At 42.3% G+C, this 17,705-nt stretch carries 17 protein-coding genes and 1 pseudogene; 9 read left to right on the plus strand and 9 right to left on the minus strand.

Features of this window, described 5'->3' with window-relative positions; genetic code table 11:
* Nucleotides 1-78: 78 nt before the first annotated feature.
* Nucleotides 79-579: pseudogene (hemB, locus tag DP116_RS16115) on the plus strand (porphobilinogen synthase); the annotation flags it as partial.
* A 185-nt stretch (nt 580-764) separates the two neighbouring features.
* Here hemB and DP116_RS16120 read toward each other — a convergent pair.
* From DP116_RS16120 to modB, 3 genes are all read right to left on the minus strand, one after another.
* Nucleotides 765-1,136, minus strand: coding sequence for a hypothetical protein (locus tag DP116_RS16120; RefSeq protein ID WP_169156149.1), 372 nt, complete (start codon nt 1,134-1,136; stop codon nt 765-767).
* Between the two features lie 174 nt (nt 1,137-1,310).
* Nucleotides 1,311-1,520 carry a TOBE domain-containing protein gene (locus DP116_RS16125; protein WP_169156150.1) on the minus strand — a complete coding sequence of 70 codons (210 nt, stop codon included), beginning with the start codon at nt 1,518-1,520 and terminating at the stop codon, nt 1,311-1,313.
* Nucleotides 1,521-1,698: 178 nt separating this feature from the next.
* Nucleotides 1,699-3,540, minus strand: coding sequence for a molybdate ABC transporter permease subunit (gene modB / locus DP116_RS16130; protein WP_169156151.1), 1,842 nt, complete (start codon nt 3,538-3,540; stop codon nt 1,699-1,701).
* Nucleotides 3,541-4,014: 474 nt separating this feature from the next.
* Here modB and DP116_RS16135 point away from each other — a divergent pair, with 474 nt between their 5' ends.
* Together DP116_RS16135 and DP116_RS16140 are read left to right on the plus strand one after the other, a co-directional pair.
* Nucleotides 4,015-4,431: a hypothetical protein gene (locus tag DP116_RS16135; protein ID WP_169156152.1), complete on the plus strand. Its 417-nt coding sequence runs from the start codon at nt 4,015-4,017 to the stop codon at nt 4,429-4,431.
* A gap of 737 nt (nt 4,432-5,168) precedes the next feature.
* On the plus strand, nt 5,169-5,666 hold the full coding sequence (locus DP116_RS16140; RefSeq protein WP_169156153.1) for an MAPEG family protein: 498 nt from the start codon (nt 5,169-5,171) through the stop codon (nt 5,664-5,666).
* Here the strand turns inward: DP116_RS16140 and DP116_RS16145 are convergent.
* The 4 genes from DP116_RS16145 to lepA all read right to left on the minus strand — a co-directional run bounded on the left by DP116_RS16145 (nt 5,663) and on the right by lepA (nt 10,391).
* Nucleotides 5,663-6,121 carry a GNAT family N-acetyltransferase gene (locus DP116_RS16145; protein ID WP_169156154.1) on the minus strand — a complete coding sequence of 153 codons (459 nt, stop codon included), beginning with the start codon at nt 6,119-6,121 and terminating at the stop codon, nt 5,663-5,665. The genes DP116_RS16140 and DP116_RS16145 overlap by 4 nt on opposite strands.
* A 224-nt stretch (nt 6,122-6,345) precedes the next feature.
* Entirely contained in the window at nt 6,346-7,701 is a 1,356-nt protein-coding gene (gene gntT, locus DP116_RS16150; RefSeq protein ID WP_169156155.1) for a guanitoxin biosynthesis MATE family efflux transporter GntT, read from the minus strand.
* Between the two features lie 293 nt (nt 7,702-7,994).
* Nucleotides 7,995-8,453, minus strand: coding sequence for a GNAT family N-acetyltransferase (locus DP116_RS16155; protein WP_169156156.1), 459 nt, complete (start codon nt 8,451-8,453; stop codon nt 7,995-7,997).
* 126 nt (nt 8,454-8,579) lie between these two features.
* Nucleotides 8,580-10,391 (minus strand): translation elongation factor 4, encoded by a 1,812-nt coding sequence (lepA, locus tag DP116_RS16160; protein WP_169156157.1) that lies wholly within the window; start codon nt 10,389-10,391, stop codon nt 8,580-8,582.
* A 498-nt stretch (nt 10,392-10,889) separates the two neighbouring features.
* On the opposite strand from lepA, the gene DP116_RS16165 reads away from it, so the two are divergent.
* The 6 genes from DP116_RS16165 to rlmN all read left to right on the plus strand — a co-directional run bounded on the left by DP116_RS16165 (nt 10,890) and on the right by rlmN (nt 16,869).
* Entirely contained in the window at nt 10,890-11,126 is a 237-nt protein-coding gene (locus DP116_RS16165) for a hypothetical protein (protein WP_048871394.1), read from the plus strand.
* Between the two features lie 325 nt (nt 11,127-11,451).
* Nucleotides 11,452-13,209 (plus strand): sensor histidine kinase, encoded by a 1,758-nt coding sequence (locus tag DP116_RS16170; protein ID WP_169156158.1) that lies wholly within the window; start codon nt 11,452-11,454, stop codon nt 13,207-13,209.
* Between the two features lie 176 nt (nt 13,210-13,385).
* Nucleotides 13,386-14,036, plus strand: coding sequence for a DUF3386 domain-containing protein (locus DP116_RS16175; RefSeq protein ID WP_169156159.1), 651 nt, complete (start codon nt 13,386-13,388; stop codon nt 14,034-14,036).
* 300 nt (nt 14,037-14,336) lie between these two features.
* Nucleotides 14,337-15,146, plus strand: a complete 810-nt coding sequence (cobM, locus tag DP116_RS16180) for a precorrin-4 C(11)-methyltransferase (RefSeq protein WP_169156160.1) — start codon at nt 14,337-14,339, stop codon at nt 15,144-15,146.
* Nucleotides 15,147-15,305: 159 nt separating this feature from the next.
* Nucleotides 15,306-15,659 carry a phenylpyruvate tautomerase MIF-related protein gene (locus DP116_RS16185; protein ID WP_169156161.1) on the plus strand — a complete coding sequence of 118 codons (354 nt, stop codon included), beginning with the start codon at nt 15,306-15,308 and terminating at the stop codon, nt 15,657-15,659.
* Between the two features lie 112 nt (nt 15,660-15,771).
* On the plus strand, nt 15,772-16,869 hold the full coding sequence (gene rlmN, locus DP116_RS16190; RefSeq protein WP_169156162.1) for a dual-specificity RNA methyltransferase RlmN: 1,098 nt from the start codon (nt 15,772-15,774) through the stop codon (nt 16,867-16,869).
* A gap of 168 nt (nt 16,870-17,037) precedes the next feature.
* On the opposite strand, the gene DP116_RS29360 is transcribed toward rlmN, so the two are convergent.
* Nucleotides 17,038-17,217: a replication restart DNA helicase PriA gene (locus tag DP116_RS29360; protein ID WP_169156163.1), complete on the minus strand. Its 180-nt coding sequence runs from the start codon at nt 17,215-17,217 to the stop codon at nt 17,038-17,040.
* A 251-nt stretch (nt 17,218-17,468) separates the two neighbouring features.
* On the minus strand, nt 17,469-17,705 hold a 237-nt coding region (locus DP116_RS16200; protein WP_169156164.1), incomplete at its 5' end, for a hypothetical protein.

The raw sequence follows: 17,705 nt of genomic DNA on the forward strand, positions 1-17,705 counted from the left end.
TGGTATGACTATACCCAAAATTATAGATGTGCGGATTTTGGCATACGGGGTGTAGGGGGGTAGGGGTGTAAGGGTGTAGGGGAAGATATGGTCGCACCTTCTGACATGATGGATGGTAGAGTAGGGGCTATTCGTAAAGCACTCGATGCGGAAGGATATATAGATGTGCGGATTTTGGCATACTCTGCAAAATACGCTTCTGCATACTATGGTCCATTTCGGGACGCGTTGGATTCTGCACCAAAATTTGGGGATAAAAAGACTTATCAAATGGACGCCGCAAATGCTAGAGAAGCTATTAAGGAAGTAGCCCTAGATATTGCCGAAGGTGCAGACATCGTGATGGTCAAGCCTGCTCTAGCATATTTAGACATTATCCGCCAAGTCAAAGATTACACGCAATTACCTGTAGCAGCTTATAACGTTAGTGGTGAGTATGCCATGATTAAAGCTGCTGCTCAAATGGGCTGGATTGATGAGAAAAAGGTCATTTTAGAAACCTTGACTAGTATGAAACGAGCAGGTGCTGATTTGATTCTGACTTACTTTGCCTGCATAAGTTGCGTTGATATTGGTTAACAGAATAGGGTTTTTGTTATAGCAGTATAGTAGGTTGGGTTAAGCAGGGAGCAACCCAACAAAATCAAGTATAGTCGGTTGGGTTAAGCAGGGAGCAACCCAACAAAACCAAGGCACAAGTTGGGTTTCGTTCCTCAACCCAACCTACAATTCTGAACCATATTGACTTATAAACGAGATAATTTTTAAAAAGTCAAAGCTCCTTTCTCTTGAAGTATTAGCTTTTTCCCTTGATAAACTTCCAAAATGCCGTCTGCTGTCACCCGATAAACATATTCATTATTGCGGAACTGATAACCGAGGAATCGACCTGGTGTGACACCATCTGCACCAGTTGTGTGGATTGTTTTGCCAGTCAGACTAATCGATTTACCTGTTCTTAAATCCTTTCCAAAGTATGTAACATTGTTGCAAGTTACATTTCCTTCTGGACAGTTTCTAGTAATTGTGACGTTGAAATTTTTCGTTTTTAAAGTTTCAGCATGAGCTGCTTGAGTCCAGAAGGTAGCAACTGGTAGCAAAGCAAGCAATGCAGCATATTTTTTGAAGTTTAACATTTTAGGTTTTCTGGAAATTAATTAATTTAGTAGTTGTTTGATAGATACACATTGATTGAGCCAATTCCGAAAAAAATATGCTCTCAAGACAATAAAAATGTTAAAAGCCCAGTCATTGTGACTGGGCTTTCAGTATAGGCTTTAGATAATTGAAAATTCTCTCAAAAAAACTTGCTAGTCAACAGCAACCATAACGTCTGATGATTTGATAATAGCGTATGCCTGTTTTCCTTCTTCCAGTTGAAGTTTATGGGCTGATGACTTGGTAATAATTGCTACAACTTCGACTCCTGGCGCAACCTCTAGCGTTACCTCAGTGTTAACAGAACCTTCCACAACTTCTTTGACAGTCGCTTTGAGCGCGTTACGAGCACTGACTTGCATCTTTTAATATCCCCTGTATCGTTTTGACTGACTCATCATAGCACTATAGCACTATCATCTCAAATGAAAATTTTAAGTATAAATAAAATAAATTTTTACTTAAATATCAAAGCTTATAAGTATTATTTCGGTTGAACGATGACGGCTTAGTGGGTACCTGAAAAACTTTTGTTGTGGTTCATTGCATCAAAATCAGCCTTAAAGGATCTAAACGAACATACCACGGCATCGGTTGATCTTTGAGAGTTGCCCATTTCTCCTTAAACACCTCAGCTTGCAAGTGGTAATCATTGTTGTTGGTAGATCGGTGATGGAGTTTGAGAAACAGCGTCATTCGGTGTGGAGTTTCACTCGTTCTCGCCAGCCAGCAAGGAAAGGTATTTTCCTGATTCGGTTTGTCTGTAATAATGATTTGATGGGCACGAATCCCGACATTGGACAAGGCCTCTGGGATAGGTTCAATCACACTCAGGGTACAACCCCAATCACTTGCTTGCACTTGCCCTGATGTGGTAGCAACAGCACTTGAGAAGTTTTTACATCCTGTTAATTGAGCAACACCAACAGTCGCGGGGTGTTCAAAAATATCGTATTTAGTGCCGTAATGAACTGCTTTTCCTTTCTCAAGAACGAGCAAATTCGGACAAACCCGATATGCTTCTTCCATATTGTGGGTGACAAATAAAGTCACACCTTCGTAAGAAGATAATGTTCCTATCATTTGCTGTTCCAGTTGGCTGCGCAAGTGGGTATCCAGTGCAGAAAATGGCTCATCCAACAATAGTACTTCTGGTTGACTTGCTAAGGCTCTTGCTAATGCGACTCTTTGCTGCTGTCCTCCCGAAAGTTGATGCGGGTAACGCTGGGAATATCCTTCCAACTGCACTGCGATGAGTTGAGTTTCAACAAGTTGTCGAATCGCTGTAGCAGAAAGTCCTTTGGGTAGACCAAAGGCAATATTCTGTCCTACAGTCATATGCGGGAACAAAGCGTAATTCTGCACTAAAAAACCAACACGGCGATCGCGCGGTGGCAAATTAATTCCCTGTTGCGAGTCAAACAACACCCGTCCATTAAGCACAATGCTACCAGAACTTGGTGTTTCTATCCCAGCGATGCAACGCAAAATCATGCTCTTACCAGCCCCAGACCCTCCCAATAATCCCAAAGGTTGTTTGTCCGCACTGAAACACACTTTCAAGCTGAAACCAGAAAGCTGTTTTTCAATGTCAACAAATAATCCTGAGCCTGGAGAATGCTGAGTGAGTATTGGTGAGTCGGGAGTGATAATTTTTGAATTTTGAGATTGCGTCGCAATGCTTGCAACGCTACGCGATTTTGAATTGATTTGTCCCCTTCTGTTCCCCCGAGTTTCCTGCCAATAGTTAACAGCTATAATCCCAGACAGAGAAATACCCATGATAGCTAAAGCCCAAAACCAAGCTTCCTCAATTGCTCCCCCTTCCACAGCAAAATAAATTGCCATTGGGATTGTCTGAGTTTGCCCTGGGATATTTCCTGCTAACATCAAGGTTGCACCGAATTCACCCAAAGCACGAGCAAAAGCCAAGGTCGTTGCTGCTAAAATCCCTGATACCGCTAAAGGTAAACTTATTCGCCAAAATATTGTAGATTCCTTTGCACCTAGGGTTCTGGCGACTCGCAGAAGATTGCTGTCGATTTGCTCAAAAGCCCCTAGGGCGGTTTTATACATTAATGGGAAGGCTACCACTGTGGCGGCGATCGCCGCACCATACCAAGTAAAAACAATACTAAAGCCCAAAGGCTCCATAAGTTTCCCCACAGGACCATTTTTGCCAAACAGCAGTAGCAACAAAAAGCCAACGACTGTCGGGGGTAAAATCAGAGGAGCAACGAAGATACCCTCAATCAAAGACTTACCTTTCCCTCGATATCCCAGCATCCAATAGGCAGCAGCAATCCCAAGAAAGAAGGTAATAAATGTCGCAAGTAAGGAAGTTTTTAGGGATATCCACAACGGAGAAAGGTCAAAGGGCATAAGTCACCTGAAGTCAACAAGTGTGAAATCTAAAGGATAAAATCCGCTTCTCTCGGACACATCAGCAAGCTTTGTCTTTGGCGAAGTTAGAAGTATAAATTTTTTATCCTTTATTTTTTGTCATTCTCTAATACCAACTTAATAGAAAAAGTTGGTATTGAACAATATGTACAACAAAATAGTTTTAAGGGACACCCTAAAAGCAAACACATCAACTATTGATTGTTAAAAAGCTTTCTGAAACTGGTTATAATACCAAATTGCGTTCAACACCTCACCCCTGCCCCTCTCCTTACTAACTATCGTGTACACACATCTGCCTGAAAACCTCACCCTCGCTTTTTGCTACGCAAAAATCTTTCCCTCTCCTTTCTTTCTCTCTCCTTTTTTTCCCTCTCCTTAATAAGGAGAGGGATGCCCGATAGGGCAGGGTGAGGTAAATACGTATGAATCCAACTATAAATTTTAAATCCAATGAGTCAACCCATTATTTGGATACACGGAGACTGTCTGAGTCCGGGAAACCCCGCACTCGAAGAATATCCCCAAGCACCCGCCATCTGGGTTTGGGACGATGCTTTAATAGAAGAATGGCAACTGAGTTTGAAACGCCTCGCTTTTATCTACGAATGCTTGCTAGAGTTACCCGTTGTCATTCGTCGTGGCGATGTCGCAAAAGAAGTTTTAGCTTTTGCCAAAGAGCATAATGCCAACAAAGTCGTGACAGCAAACAGTCCTAGTCCCCGGTTTGATGCTATCTGCGAAGAAATTGAGCGTTCTGTGGAACTGGAAGTCTTTGAAGTAGAACCGTTTTTTGATTACGACGGCTATATTGACCTCAAGCGCTTCTCCCGCTACTGGAAAGTTGCAGAAAAGTATGTATTTGATTAGACTTGCCAGAGAGAATTTGCAGCTTTTTTTAAACAACTTCTGGAGTTTTTTGAGTTGAGTTCAACAGAAGGCAACTTGGTATTATTTGAGGCAATGAATCATCTTGAATTGGGTGCAAAAGCTTGATCATTCTTGGTCGGTATTTTGATTTATCTCAACTTGTAAACCTCATCAACCGCATCTTTAATGGATACTCTGCTCAATCGCCACATCTAAAAATTTGTCCGTATTTTCCCGTAAGGAAGTATCTACTCCTTTATCCATAGATGCAGTGTTAGTAATGACACACATTGAACTTGCATGGAAGTTTTCAGTATTAAAAATAACAACAATTGCGGCGATAGTTATGGATACAGTAGTCAGATATACAAATTTTTGGCTCAAAGCTTTGGAAAACATCAAGAATGCCCTTTGAAGAGAAGAGTGTATATCGGGAAAATTATGTTTTAGCTAATGTAACATTAGCTGAAACATCGCCTAAGATGGATCGTGCTAAACATACATCATCCTATGAAATGACCCGATTGGATGATTTCTGAAAAATTTTGAAAATACAGAGATGAGAGCAACACAAGTAACAAACAGCTATTTGTAAAGTAGCTAATCAAATTTATTGAAGCTAGAGAGAAAAGTCATGATTTTGCTATGACTTCAGTCACATTTTGATGAGAAAATTGTACTATAGTATCTTTCTTTAGACTAAAAACTGAGTTTAAATACTTAAAAATAACGAAAATATGATTCCAATTTCAACTCTTTTTATCGGGCTTAATGGTTTGATTGCTCTTTTGCTCACCTACATTGTGGTGATGGAACGAACAAGAACAAGGCTGTGGCATGGTGAGTCAAAGGAGGATGTGGCGATACAACGCGATCCGCTGATAAATCCAAATGTTGTTGCAGCTACAGTTGAAAAGTTAGCGACAAAAATTATTCCTGATAAAGTTGAAGACTACGGCGCTTTACAGCGTAAGGTTCGCGCCCATGGGAATTTTGCGGAATATGTACCCCTAGGATTGCTTTTTGTCATTGCTCTTGAGTTAATGCATTCGCCAAATTGGCTCATTTGGCTAGAGGGTGGCGTTCTCACAGTAGCCAGAATTGCTCATGCATGGGGTTTAATTACAACTTATGGTCCTTCTATTGGTAGGGCTACTGGCTTTTATCTTACCTTGTTTGTCTACATAATTGGTAGCCTAGCTTGTGTTTATTATGGCATTCAAGGTGTCATTTAGTGTGTATTTATCAAAGGCTTCCAGTGATATTCAATATTGGGTTGCCCGTTAATTTTATTGACTGAGATCTTACCAGCTTTAAAGCCATGCTTCTCGTAAAATACGCAAGCTCGTATATTCTGTTGTAATGTTTGAAGCATTAATCCTTGTGGACAAATCTCTTTAGCTTTGTTGAGTAAGGCTGAACCAACACCACAGTTTTGATATTCGGTATTCACAAAAATCTGTGATAAATACTGTTCTTCTTTTATCACTACCACAAAGCCCACAATGTGATGTTCAACTTCGGCAACCCAAACTTCTCCTTGTACAGCAAACTCATCAAGAAAGCGAGATTTCCATGCAGAATATGGCTGTGGGTGTTGAATATTGGGAAACGTCTGGTGCCAAGTTCGATACCAAAGCTGAACAATGTCTTCTAAATCTTTTGGCTCATAAAGTCGAATTCTCACCATGTGAAGTCAATATTTTGAAAATAAAACCACAGATGTACACAGATAAATTATCTGTGATTATTTGCACGGCAGGTGCAACAAGAGCGGCATGCCGCTTTCTCCTGGTGCTTGTTCGATTTTTTTCCTTTGTTGCAAGCTACTAACTGTTTCCATCTGTGACGATAAATCAGCAAAAGGGCAATTTGAGCGCGATACGCACAAGCTTGAAATACTCTGGCTTATCGCTATAGCTTGGGCAATTCACTAACGGTAGTTGAATGACTTTCAAACATCTCTGGCAACTGGACTCCAAGTAGAAGTACTCTTATTGCCATAAACGCTGATGTCGCCAACCACAAAAGATGGTTATTCTCAGCCAACCATGCCCAAAACGCCACAGGTGCAAATCCCAATAAAGCTGCCATTAAGGCGGCGTTACGCAGGGATTGCCCTTTTGTTAATCCTGCAAAATACCCCTCCAGAATCCAAGCAACTGAAAAAAAACTCAAGACGAAGAATAACCAAGGTACATAGTGTTTAATTGGCTCTATGAGTTCGGCGTGATTGGTTAACAACCCAAATACAGTCTCAGGTAACAAAACGCACGCTCCTGAAGTGGCAACTCCCACCAGCAAACTAGTGAACAGCGAAATCTGCAATAAGGGCAGTAACTGATCATCAGCGGATTGACCTTTAAAATTTCCGGTTAAAGTCTCCGTAGTGAATCCTATTCCTTCAATCAAGTACGCGAGCAGAAATACTACCTGTTGGAGCAAGGCATTTTCTGTTAAGACATCTGTTCCGAAAGTGGCACTGAGATTGAAAAAAATTGTCCAAATGGACATATAAACTAAAGATCTAACCAATAGGTCACTATTGAGGATAAAAGTAGCTTGAAAAGCCGACCATTCCCAAAACTTCTGGACTGCTGTTCGCAATTCTTGCCACTGGATAGAGCGAAACGCCAAGAGCATACCTACCAATAACGTCAAATACTCGCTAATCGCATGAGACAGTCCAGCCCCTGTACTTCCCAAATCCCACCGCATAATCGAGAAATAGGTCAGCACAATATTAGCGGCGTTGCCAACAGCGGTCAACAGCAACACTTTGCCATTTTGTTCCCGTCCCAGAAACCAGCCAATGATTACAAAATTGAGCAAAACTGCGGGCGCTCCCAAAATCCGGGCGTTAAAATAATCTAGTCCGATAGACTCAACCTCTGGAGAGCCGTTCAATAAATTAAACCCTAGCACTCCTATAGGGTACTGCAACACAAAGATGAGAACACCCAGCACTAAAGCTATGAAGCCATTTCGCAGTCCTGCTAGTAATATCGCCTCTTGGTCGTCCTGTCCGACGGCTTGAGATGTTACTGCGGTAGTTGAGATCCGTAAAAAGAGCAAGTTCTCGTAGATGTAGTTGAAGAGAACTGTAGCCAAACTAACTCCCGCTAAATGACGGATTTCGGTGAGATGACCTAAGAATGCAATACCGATCAAACCTGCCAAAGGCTCTGTGAGATTGGAAAGAACATTGACAACTGTCAGTCTGTAAAAACGACGGAACAGGTCATGGTTCGCTTTTACATAGTCAAACATATAACAATCCTAAATATTCCTATAAATTCTCTATAATTTACCTGCTTATAAAAGCGAGTACTAAATATTGTTGGGAAAAATATATCAACTGTAATTTGCTTTAAACCGTATAATCCATTAAAAAACAAATTTGATAACATTGTATACATTATTTGCTTGTCAATAATCATACTCCACTCAAATGCTTTATTGTAGCTAATAGCCAGGAGCTTTCCTTTTTTCCGCAAGCAACTTCACCTTTTGTCTGTCTTGTCAATGCGTAAGTCCTAAACCTATGGCATTCAAGGTGTGATTTAGTATGTATTTATCAAAGGCTTCCAGTGATATTCAATATTGGGTTGCCCATTAATTTTATTGACTGTCAGCTTACCAGCTTTAAAGCCATGCTTCTCGTAAAATACGCAAGCTCGTATATTCTGTTGTAATGTTTGAAGCATCAATCCTTGTGGACAAATCTCTTTAGCTTTGTTGAGTAGGGCTGAACCAAGACCACGGTTTTGATATTCCGGATTTACAAAAATCTGTGATAAATACTGTTCTTCTTTTATCACTACGACAAAGCCTACAATGTGATGTTCAACTTCGGCAACCCAAACTTTTCCTGTGACAGCAAGATCATCACAAAAGCGAGATTTCCATGCAGAATATGGCTGTGGGTGTTGAATATTGGGAAATGTCTGGTGCCAAGTTCGATACCAAAGCTGAACAATTTTTTCTAAATCTTTTGGCTCATAGGGTCGAATTCTCACCATGTTCAGTCAATATTTTTGTTCTCGTTCCCAAGTAGAGTTTGGGAATGCATAACGGGAGGCAGAGTCTCCCTGAAGGCGTTACCAGGCTAAGCCTAGTAACGAGAATCACAGGGAAGGGGGTAGTGGTTATCCCTGATCCAAACGCAGTACCGCCATAAAAGCTTCCTGCGGTACATCCACCGTACCCACAGATTTCATCCGCTTTTTACCTTTTGCTTGCTTCTGCAAGAGTTTCTTCTTCCGGCTAATGTCACCGCCGTAGCATTTAGCAAGCACGTCTTTGCGCAATGCTGGAATGTGTTCACTGGCAATAACTTTACTACCAATCGATGCTTGAATTGGTACTTTGAATTGATGGCGAGGAATTAACTCTTTGAGTTTTTCTGCCATTGAGCGCCCAACGTTGTATGCTTTATCTCTGTGGACAATCATCGCTAAAGAATCCACTGGATCGCCGTTAATTAAAATATCGAGCTTGACGAGGGGATTTTCCCGGTAGCCAATCAGGTGATATTCCATGCTGGCATATCCCCGAGAACGCGACTTCATTTGATCAAAGAAGTCCGTAACAACTTCTGCCAAGGGCAACTCGTAAGTGAGTGTGGTACGTCCTTGGGTGAGATACTTCATATCTTTGAAGATACCACGCCGATTTTGCGACAACTCCATCAAAGTGCCGACGTAAGTTTCTGGCGTAATCATATCCACTTGGACATAGGGTTCTTCGATTTTTTCCCGTTCGTTGGGAGATGGTAGGTGACTGGGATTATCGATGTAAAGTTCTTCGCCTTTAAGAGTGTGCACCTTGTAAACTACAGAAGGAGCAGTAATGATTAAGTCTAAATCGTACTCTCGCTCTAGGCGTTCTTGGACAATTTCCATGTGCAACAAGCCTAAGAAGCCACAGCGGAAACCAAAACCCATCGCGCTTGAGGTTTCTGGTTCAAAGTGCAGCGCTGCATCGTTGAGTCTTAGCTTATCCAAGGCTTCGCGCAAGTCTTCAAATTGGTCAGCATCAATGGGGAACATTCCACAAAAGACCATTGGGTTAGCTTCTGTATAACCAGGCAAAGGTTCAGCAGCTTTGGCGTTAGATAATGTTATTGTATCTCCCACTCGTGCATCAGCTACAGCTTTTATTGCTGCTGCTAAATAACCGACTTCTCCAGCGTGCAGTTGTTCAACCTGCTTTTGAGTGGGAGAAAGGACTCCTAACTCGTCAATTTCGTATTCCTTGTCAGAAGCCAACAGATAAACGCGATCGCCCTTCTTCACTGTGCCATCCATCACCCGGAAATAAACTATCACTCCCCGGTAACTGTCGTAATAGCTATCAAAAATCAATGCCCGTAGGCGATCGCTCACCGTATTTCGTGGCGCTGGTATGCGCTCAACAACTGCCTCTAAAATATCACCAACACCAATTCCCTCTTTGGCAGAGGCGAGAATTGCACCACTGCAATCCAAACCGATAATTTCTTCAATTTCCCCGATGACTCGGTCTGGTTCTGCTCCTGGTAAGTCAATTTTATTTAAAACCGGGATAATTTCCAAGTTATGCTCTAAGGCTAAGTAAACATTTGCCAAGGTTTGAGCTTCTACTCCCTGGGAAGCATCCACTACCAACAGCGCACCTTCGCAAGCCGCAAGACTACGAGATACTTCATACGAAAAATCCACATGCCCAGGAGTATCAATCAAGTTAAGTACATACTCCTGACCATCCTTTGCCTGATAGTTCATTCGGGCAGCTTGCAGCTTAATTGTAATGCCGCGCTCCCGTTCCAAATCCATGTTGTCGAGAAACTGTTCTTTCATCTCCCGCTGATCTACAGTGCCTGTCACTTGCAGCAACCGGTCTGCTAGGGTAGATTTCCCGTGATCAATGTGAGCTATAATACAAAAATTCCGAATACGAGCTGCAGGAACATCAGTCATATAGTTCTTTGGTTTATCAGCAACAAAGGATAAAACAGCAATATACTTAACGTATTTTAATGCTTTCTGAGCTAAGACGGTGATATGGAGAGGTGAGGAGATGGGAGTGAGGCAAGCAGGAAAGAAGAAATTTTGACTATTGACTAAGGACTAAGGACTATTGACTAATGACTACTGACAAATGAATATTGACTTGTAGACTTCTTAATGAAGATATGAAGGTCTATGCATAGCTTATCGTATTTATCAGTTAGGGGCGTACAATAAACAACAAGAAGTACAAAATACCGACTTCATGGGCAACGGCTATCCGCAATAGCCCGCTCCGATCGCGGCGAGGGTGTCCTCTTCTCCCTAAGGGGAGGGTGGAAAGCCGCCCCGCCGCTCAAATTCAAGCCCTACGCTTTCAGGGGATGGGGTGCTTTACAGGTGCCCTACTGATGTGAAGAAAGCGACTTTACAAAGCCAAGGAAAAACAAGTTCAGAGTATATCATCCTATGAATATGAAAGAAAAAACTACCGATGCGGAACAAAGACTTGCCGATAAGGTAGAGATTGCTATTCGCCTCGACTCCGACTTACTAGAACAAATTCACCATCTCACCAATGATCCAAGCAAAGTCATTGAGGTGGCGATCCGGCAGTGGTTGAGGGGTGAAAGCCCAAGAGACGATGAACTGACGCGTACACCTGTGCGTAAACCCTTACCATCCCGAGGAGAGTGGAACGATTAAATTCACAAAAAGTTCAAAAATGTAAAAAGTAAGACACATATGGAGGATTAAAAAATGTAAAATTATTGATGCTAGATATAAGCCTTCCCCAGGCGGCGATTGCAGTCATAGCAACAGACGCGGGCATGCGTATGGCAGGGAAATATGAAATAAACGCGATTTCTCCAAATTCTTGCTCTGTAAGGATTTGAAAATGTGTTTTCTAGCAGAACAATCAAAAATTGCCGCTCAAGTTTGCTAAAGCCATAAAAATTTCTTCCCAACTAAGCCAGCGAATCGTAAAGCTTTTTTACTGGGTTGGCTTCTATGTTATCCAACTCGGGTCATGAGTATTACTGCTAACTCCCAAAGGTCGAACATATTGTCAGAAAATCTAGAAGATATTACCAGTAACACTAATGGCTCATGGGCAAATTTAGGAGCCGAGTTGGTGTATACGCAAGATAGTACAGGACGCTATCTAAGTTTCTGGTGGCAACACAGCGAATGCCTAGGGTTAAATCCTGTGCAAATTCTTGAAGATCAAAGCGGGAAAGAATGTGCCTTCACCCCAGTAGATCAGGCTGCATATGTGGAAAAGTTGCAGCGAATTTTGATAAGTTTGATACCCCAAAGGTATCAGTGCTGGTTTAGCTACGGTCAGCAGTTGTTTGAGTTGGAGTTGGTGATGAGTCCAATAATGCCAACGTTTGCAAGCACTCCAACAACAGTTTTGGTCATGGGACGACTGCTGCAAACAGCACTCAGCAATGAAGTTAACAACTTGACATCTCAAACACCTGTACAGCTAGATTCAGCTACACGTTCACGGCGTCACCATAAACTCATAAGCCAAATTACCAGAAATATTCGGCGGACATTGGATCTGGATATTATTTGGCAACAAACGGTGGATGGTTTGGGGAAAGCACTGCAATTGGAACGCTGCATCATTTGTCCCTACCAGTCCCCTAGCACGAAAGTGCAGGTGATAGCAGAGTATCGCCAGCCATCTTTAAATTCTATGCTTGGCTTGGAAATAGATATAGCTTCTGAGCCAAGCTTTGCTCACGCATTGGCAACTCTACAACCTATTTTGGCAGAAAACCCACAACATATTGAGTTCGACCAGCAGAAAATGTTAGTGGTTGCGACTTCCCATCAAGACCAACCCAATGGATTGATTGCTGTTACTTTGGGCAAGAAATTTTGTGCCGTCAGCGTAGAAGAACTTGAAATAGCAAAAGATGTGGCAGATCAGCTAGGAACAGCGATCGCCCACGCAACTTTATACAAAGAACTGGAAGACGCGCGTCAACAAGCCGAACAAGCCACTCGCCGCATCAGAGAGTTTCTTGCCAATGTCACCCATGAGCTGAGAACACCACTTAACGGTATTATCGGTTTTTTGAAGTTAATTTTAGAAGGCATGGCTGATGATCCAGAAGAACAAAGACAATTTCTGGAAGAAGCTCATAAATCATCACTGTATCTGCTTGATATTATCAATGACATCTTAGACATTGCCAGAATTGAAGCAGACAAAATGGAACTGGAATTGCAATCAGTCAAATTAGATGAGCTATTCAGTGATGTAGAAAATTTTATGCGACCTCAAGCAGAGGGGAGAAACCTCAGCGTTCAAATTAATATGCCTCCTACCTCTGATGAAATTATCGTCTACGGTGATTACCAACGTCTTAAGCAAGTGATGCTGAATCTGGTTAGCAATGCGATCAAATTCACTCATGAAGGCGGTATCACTGTGACCACCGATGTCGTTCGCAAAAAAGTGACATTTCAAGACCAACAATTTCCTGGTATGGTGAGAGTGCGCGTGGCAGACACTGGCATTGGTGTCTCTCTTGACAAACAGGAGAAACTGTTTCAATTATTTAGTCAAGTAGATAGCTCCCGCACTCGCCAGTACGGTGGTACAGGTTTGGGATTGGCAATATCCCAAAAGCTGGTAGAGGCGATGGGAGGTCAGGTTAATTTTTATAGTTTGGGCGAAGGCCTAGGATCAACAGTAACATTCACTGTACCGCTTTATCAGCAACCAGTTATGGTTTCCTCCTCAAATAGCGACTCCCAAGAGTTGTAGGGAACAGGGAACAGGCTGCTGATAACTGGTAACTGGTAACTGATAACTGATAACTGATAACTGATAACTGATAACTGGTAACTGATAACTGATAACTGATGACTGATACCTGATTTCAGGGATTTACTGTGCTCAGTGAACTAAACTGGAGAAGAAGGTGAAGTCAAAATGGTTATATGACACATCCAACAACAGCCCGTCAGATATTCCAAACCGCTTACGAAAGTCGTTACACTTGGGATGAAAACTTTCCTGGCTACAGTGCAGATGTGCAACTCGTTCAAGGAGATGAAGTTCACACAGGTAAGATTCGCATCAACCGCGACTTAAGCGTAGAAGTTACCGGTGTTGCAGATGAGCAAGTAGAAGAAGGAATTTCTACCCAATTGCGAGATATAGTCACCCACCGTAAACGTACAAGTTTTGAGGAGTCTCATGGAAACCACGAGTTTAGCCTTGGTGAACAAGACCCCGATGGTGCAATAGAAATCTTGGTAAATGGCGACTCTATGGGTTCAAATTATAAAGTCCGGGGCAATGATATTTGTCAGGTTAGTCGCGTCCTCGGTCGTATGGCTTTTATTATTAATACTCACGAAAATTTAGATACAGGTTCTGGTTACCTTGGAACTCGCTATGATGCGGTTTTTCGTAACTTGAAAACTAATGAAATCACCAGCATTCTCAAATTTGAAGATTCTTATGAGAAAATAGACGGTTACTATGTGATGACTAAGCAAGTTGTGCAAGAGTATAAAGATGGCACTAGCACCACAACTGAGTTCGCTTATTTCAATATTAAATTACTAGAAGCAGCGGTTGTTTAACTAGCTCATACCCGAAAAGCTTTAACAGTTATCAGTTATCAGTTATCAGCAGCCTGTTAAGCGTTTCCTGTTCACTGCGATGCACTGAGCGTGGTCGTTGTGTTCACTGTTCACTGTTCCCTATTCCCTGTTAAGCGTTCCCTGTTCACTGTTCACTGAATAAAAAATGCCCCAGAGAATTCTCTAGGGCTTAACCAGGGTGCATCTACCAATACACTCTACTAGAAGGAGGGGTTCTATCCGGAAAGATACTGAGGAAATGCCAAAAAATTTTTTGGATGAGTTGCTGTATGTTGCTATATGGACGAATCTACTACTAGAGTGAATGACAAAAACAATTATATATCTCTCAAATCTGGTGTTTACATCGTCGGTGCAGGTCCTGGAGATCCAGAGTTATTGACCGTTAAGGCGCAAAAACTTCTAGAACTTGCTGATGTCATTTTATTTGCTGATTCTTTAGTACCCCAACAGATTTTAGAGCTTTGCCGCGAGGATGCAGAAATTCTTCCCTCTGTCAATAAAACTTTGGAAGAAATTTTGCCAATTATGATCGAACGAGTGCGATCGCACAAATCTGTCGTTCGTCTCCATTCTGGCGACCCCAGTCTTTACAGCGCCATTCATGAGCAAATGTATCTTTTGGCAGAAGCGGAAATACCCTTTGAAGTGATACCAGGTATTAGTGCTTTTCAAGCAGCAGCCGCTAAACTCAAAGTGGAACTCACAGTTCCCGGTTTAGTCCAAACAATCATTCTCACGCGCATTAGCGGACGCACAGAAGTTCCTGAAACAGAAGAATTAACCACTCTCGCAGCCCATCAAGCTAGTCTATGTTTATATTTGAGTGCACGTCACGTTGAAGCAGCTCAAGCCAAACTACTCCAACACTACTCACCTGAAACACAAGTAGCTATTTGCTATCGCTTAGGATGGTCTGATGAAAAAATAGTGGTTGTTCCTCTCCATGAAATGGCAGATTGTACTCACAAAGAAAAGCTAATTCGCACCACACTTTACGTAATCAGCCCTGCACTTTCCCAAGCATCAGCACGGTCTCGTTTATATCATCCCGAACATAGTCACCTGTTTCGCTCGTCTCACAGTTGAGGAGCACCCGAGCATCCGAGCAGGGGGAGAAATAACTCCCTCATCGCCCTCATCTTTGCGTCCTCTGCGCCTGGTGCGGTTCGATAAAATTAACTGGGTAATTGATACTATCAAGATTGATAATTTTGAATTTTGAACTTTGAACTTTGAATTGTTACTATGCCTTTAATTAAAGTCCAAACTTCTGTATCTGCTCCTCTTGGAGAGGAAGTCGAAGCATTGCTCAAAAGCCTCTCAGGTAAGCTAGCCAAGCATACCGGAAAACCAGAATCCTACGTCATGACGGCTTTTGAAGCAGGAGTTCCGATGACATTTGGTGGTACGACTGACCCAGTATGTTACATTGAAGTTAAAAGTGTCGGTACCTTCAAGCCAGACCAAACCCAAGCGATGAGTCAGGACTTTTGCCAGGAGATTAATAAAGCGCTAAAAGTACCTCAAAATCGTATATATATAGAGTTTGCTGACGCGAAGGGTGCGATGTGGGGCTGGAACGGCACAACTTTTGGTTAGTTTGTCAGATAGATTCTTCTGTCTTCCAGTGTTGAAAACCACAATCATAAACTCAAACAACAAGAGCAGCGATCGCCTAACATAGAGATTCAAAGCGCATTCCTTAACTACCATGTCTGCTAAATCTGTCTCTGTACTTCCCTCCCCAAAAACTAGTGTTGTTCAACAACCAAACATCTCTATTCCACCGCTTGTAGGAGCAAGTTTAGAGGAGTTAACGGGTTGGGTACAGCAACAGGGACAACCAGCTTACAGAGGAAAGCAACTGCACGAGTGGATTTATCAAAAGGGAGTGCGATCGCTCTCGGATATTTCTGTCTTTTCCAAACAATGGCGTGCTGAAGTTGCAGAAATTCCCATCGGACGCTCAAACATACATTACCGTTCTGTCGCCTCTGATGGTACTGTCAAATATCTTTTGCAACTCAGTGATAATCAAATTATTGAATGTGTGGGTATTCCCGCAGAAAAGCGCTTAACAGTTTGCGTTTCAACTCAAGTGGGTTGTCCGATGGCGTGCGATTTTTGCGCTACCGGTAAAGAAGGTTATAAGCGCAATTTGGGACGTCATGAAATTGTTGATCAGGTGTTGACGGTTCAAGAAGATTTTCAACAACGAGTCAGCCATGTGGTATTTATGGGCATGGGTGAACCATTGTTAAATACAGATCATGTTATAGGATCTGTCAAATCTTTAAATCAAGATGTAGGTATTGGACAGCGTAACCTGACTGTCTCTACTGTTGGAATACGCGATCGCATTCGCCACCTTGCTCAACACCAGTTACAAGTCACTCTTGCTGTCAGTCTCCATGCTTCCAATCAAGCACTCCGGGAACAACTTATTCCCAGCGCCCGTTCCTATCCTATAGAAGATTTGCTGACTGAATGTCGGGAGTATGTGAAAATCACCGGACGCCGTGTGACTTTTGAATACATTCTTCTTGCTGGCGTGAACGATTTGCCAGAACACGCGTTGGAATTAGCACAACGCCTGCGAGGATTCCAAAGTCATGTGAATTTGATTCCATACAATCCCATCACAGAAGCAGATTACAAACGCCCTAACGAAAATCGAATTCTAGCTTTTGTCAAAGTCCTCAAGCTGCAACAAATTGCGGTTAGTGTTCGCTACTCTCGTGGTTTGGAAGCCGATGCTGCTTGTGGACAATTGCGAGCAAAAAAAAATCCTGATATTAACTTCCCCTAATTACTTACAACAAAAGCACCTCACCCCCCGCCCCTCTCCTTAATAAGGAGAGGGGTGCCCGAAGGGCGGGGTGAGGTTCTTCGTTAATAAGGAGAAGAGTGCCCGAAGGGCGGGGTGAGGTTCTTCGTTTTTTACAAGTATTTATCCGGACATGATATCAGCACTCAACTAACGCGGTGCAAGAATACCCGGGGCATAAGCTTCAATCACTTTGCCAGTACGTGTACAACAAATCATTAAGTAGTCACAACTTGGACATTGCGTCCGAGTCAGTTGACTATCAGGTAAATAATGTCTTTCACCTTCACTACCACAATTTGAGCAGCGAATTTTTTGTACTATCTGCATTTTAAAATCCTTAACTTTCGTGTTCTTCTGAAAAAAAACGCAAATTCAACCTGTAAATCTTCTCGATTTACAAAATTCAACAAATGAGAAAAATGAGAAATTATACCGCTTACCTTAACACAAAATGAACTGTTCTTTCTTTTTTGTCTTTTTTTTATTATCTTCATCTTAAAGGTCTGTGTTATCCAACTCTGGATATATAAATCGTTTATATTTTTTCACTATACTTATAAATTTCATGATCCCAATCACTAAGACGTTGAGACTTCGTTCTTTGTTGCCATATCAAGTTTTTCATTTTTACTATGAGAACTAGAACTTTTTGAGAAGTGGAATTGACAGTAAACAGTGAGTCCAGTGCTTGATGAGGGTTTCCCGACAGAGGCATCTGGTGAGTCCAGCGCTGCGGGAGGGGAGCCAGTGCGGTCTTGGGGAGCCAGTGCGTTGGGGAGGCACTGCTCGGCTAGAGTTTCCCGACTTGAAGCATG

This window comes from Brasilonema bromeliae SPC951 (genome assembly GCF_012912135.1).
Lineage (GTDB): Bacteria > Cyanobacteriota > Cyanobacteriia > Cyanobacteriales > Nostocaceae > Brasilonema > Brasilonema bromeliae.

What these genes read in the sequence shown, in the direction of transcription:
- DP116_RS16120 (WP_169156149.1), bottom strand. Translation starts at nt 1,136, where the DNA reads ATGTTAAACTTCAAAAAATATGCTGCATTGCTTGCTTTGCTACCAGTT.
- DP116_RS16125 (WP_169156150.1), bottom strand. Translation starts at nt 1,520, where the DNA reads ATGCAAGTCAGTGCTCGTAACGCGCTCAAAGCGACTGTCAAAGAAGTT.
- modB (WP_169156151.1), bottom strand. Translation starts at nt 3,540, where the DNA reads ATGCCCTTTGACCTTTCTCCGTTGTGGATATCCCTAAAAACTTCCTTA.
- DP116_RS16135 (WP_169156152.1), top strand. Translation starts at nt 4,015, where the DNA reads ATGAGTCAACCCATTATTTGGATACACGGAGACTGTCTGAGTCCGGGA.
- DP116_RS16140 (WP_169156153.1), top strand. Translation starts at nt 5,169, where the DNA reads ATGATTCCAATTTCAACTCTTTTTATCGGGCTTAATGGTTTGATTGCT.
- DP116_RS16145 (WP_169156154.1), bottom strand. Translation starts at nt 6,121, where the DNA reads ATGGTGAGAATTCGACTTTATGAGCCAAAAGATTTAGAAGACATTGTT.
- gntT (WP_169156155.1), bottom strand. Translation starts at nt 7,701, where the DNA reads ATGTTTGACTATGTAAAAGCGAACCATGACCTGTTCCGTCGTTTTTAC.
- DP116_RS16155 (WP_169156156.1), bottom strand. Translation starts at nt 8,453, where the DNA reads ATGGTGAGAATTCGACCCTATGAGCCAAAAGATTTAGAAAAAATTGTT.
- lepA (WP_169156157.1), bottom strand. Translation starts at nt 10,391, where the DNA reads ATGACTGATGTTCCTGCAGCTCGTATTCGGAATTTTTGTATTATAGCT.
- DP116_RS16165 (WP_048871394.1), top strand. Translation starts at nt 10,890, where the DNA reads ATGAATATGAAAGAAAAAACTACCGATGCGGAACAAAGACTTGCCGAT.
- DP116_RS16170 (WP_169156158.1), top strand. Translation starts at nt 11,452, where the DNA reads ATGAGTATTACTGCTAACTCCCAAAGGTCGAACATATTGTCAGAAAAT.
- DP116_RS16175 (WP_169156159.1), top strand. Translation starts at nt 13,386, where the DNA reads ATGACACATCCAACAACAGCCCGTCAGATATTCCAAACCGCTTACGAA.
- cobM (WP_169156160.1), top strand. Translation starts at nt 14,337, where the DNA reads ATGGACGAATCTACTACTAGAGTGAATGACAAAAACAATTATATATCT.
- DP116_RS16185 (WP_169156161.1), top strand. Translation starts at nt 15,306, where the DNA reads ATGCCTTTAATTAAAGTCCAAACTTCTGTATCTGCTCCTCTTGGAGAG.
- rlmN (WP_169156162.1), top strand. Translation starts at nt 15,772, where the DNA reads ATGTCTGCTAAATCTGTCTCTGTACTTCCCTCCCCAAAAACTAGTGTT.
- DP116_RS29360 (WP_169156163.1), bottom strand. Translation starts at nt 17,217, where the DNA reads ATGCAGATAGTACAAAAAATTCGCTGCTCAAATTGTGGTAGTGAAGGT.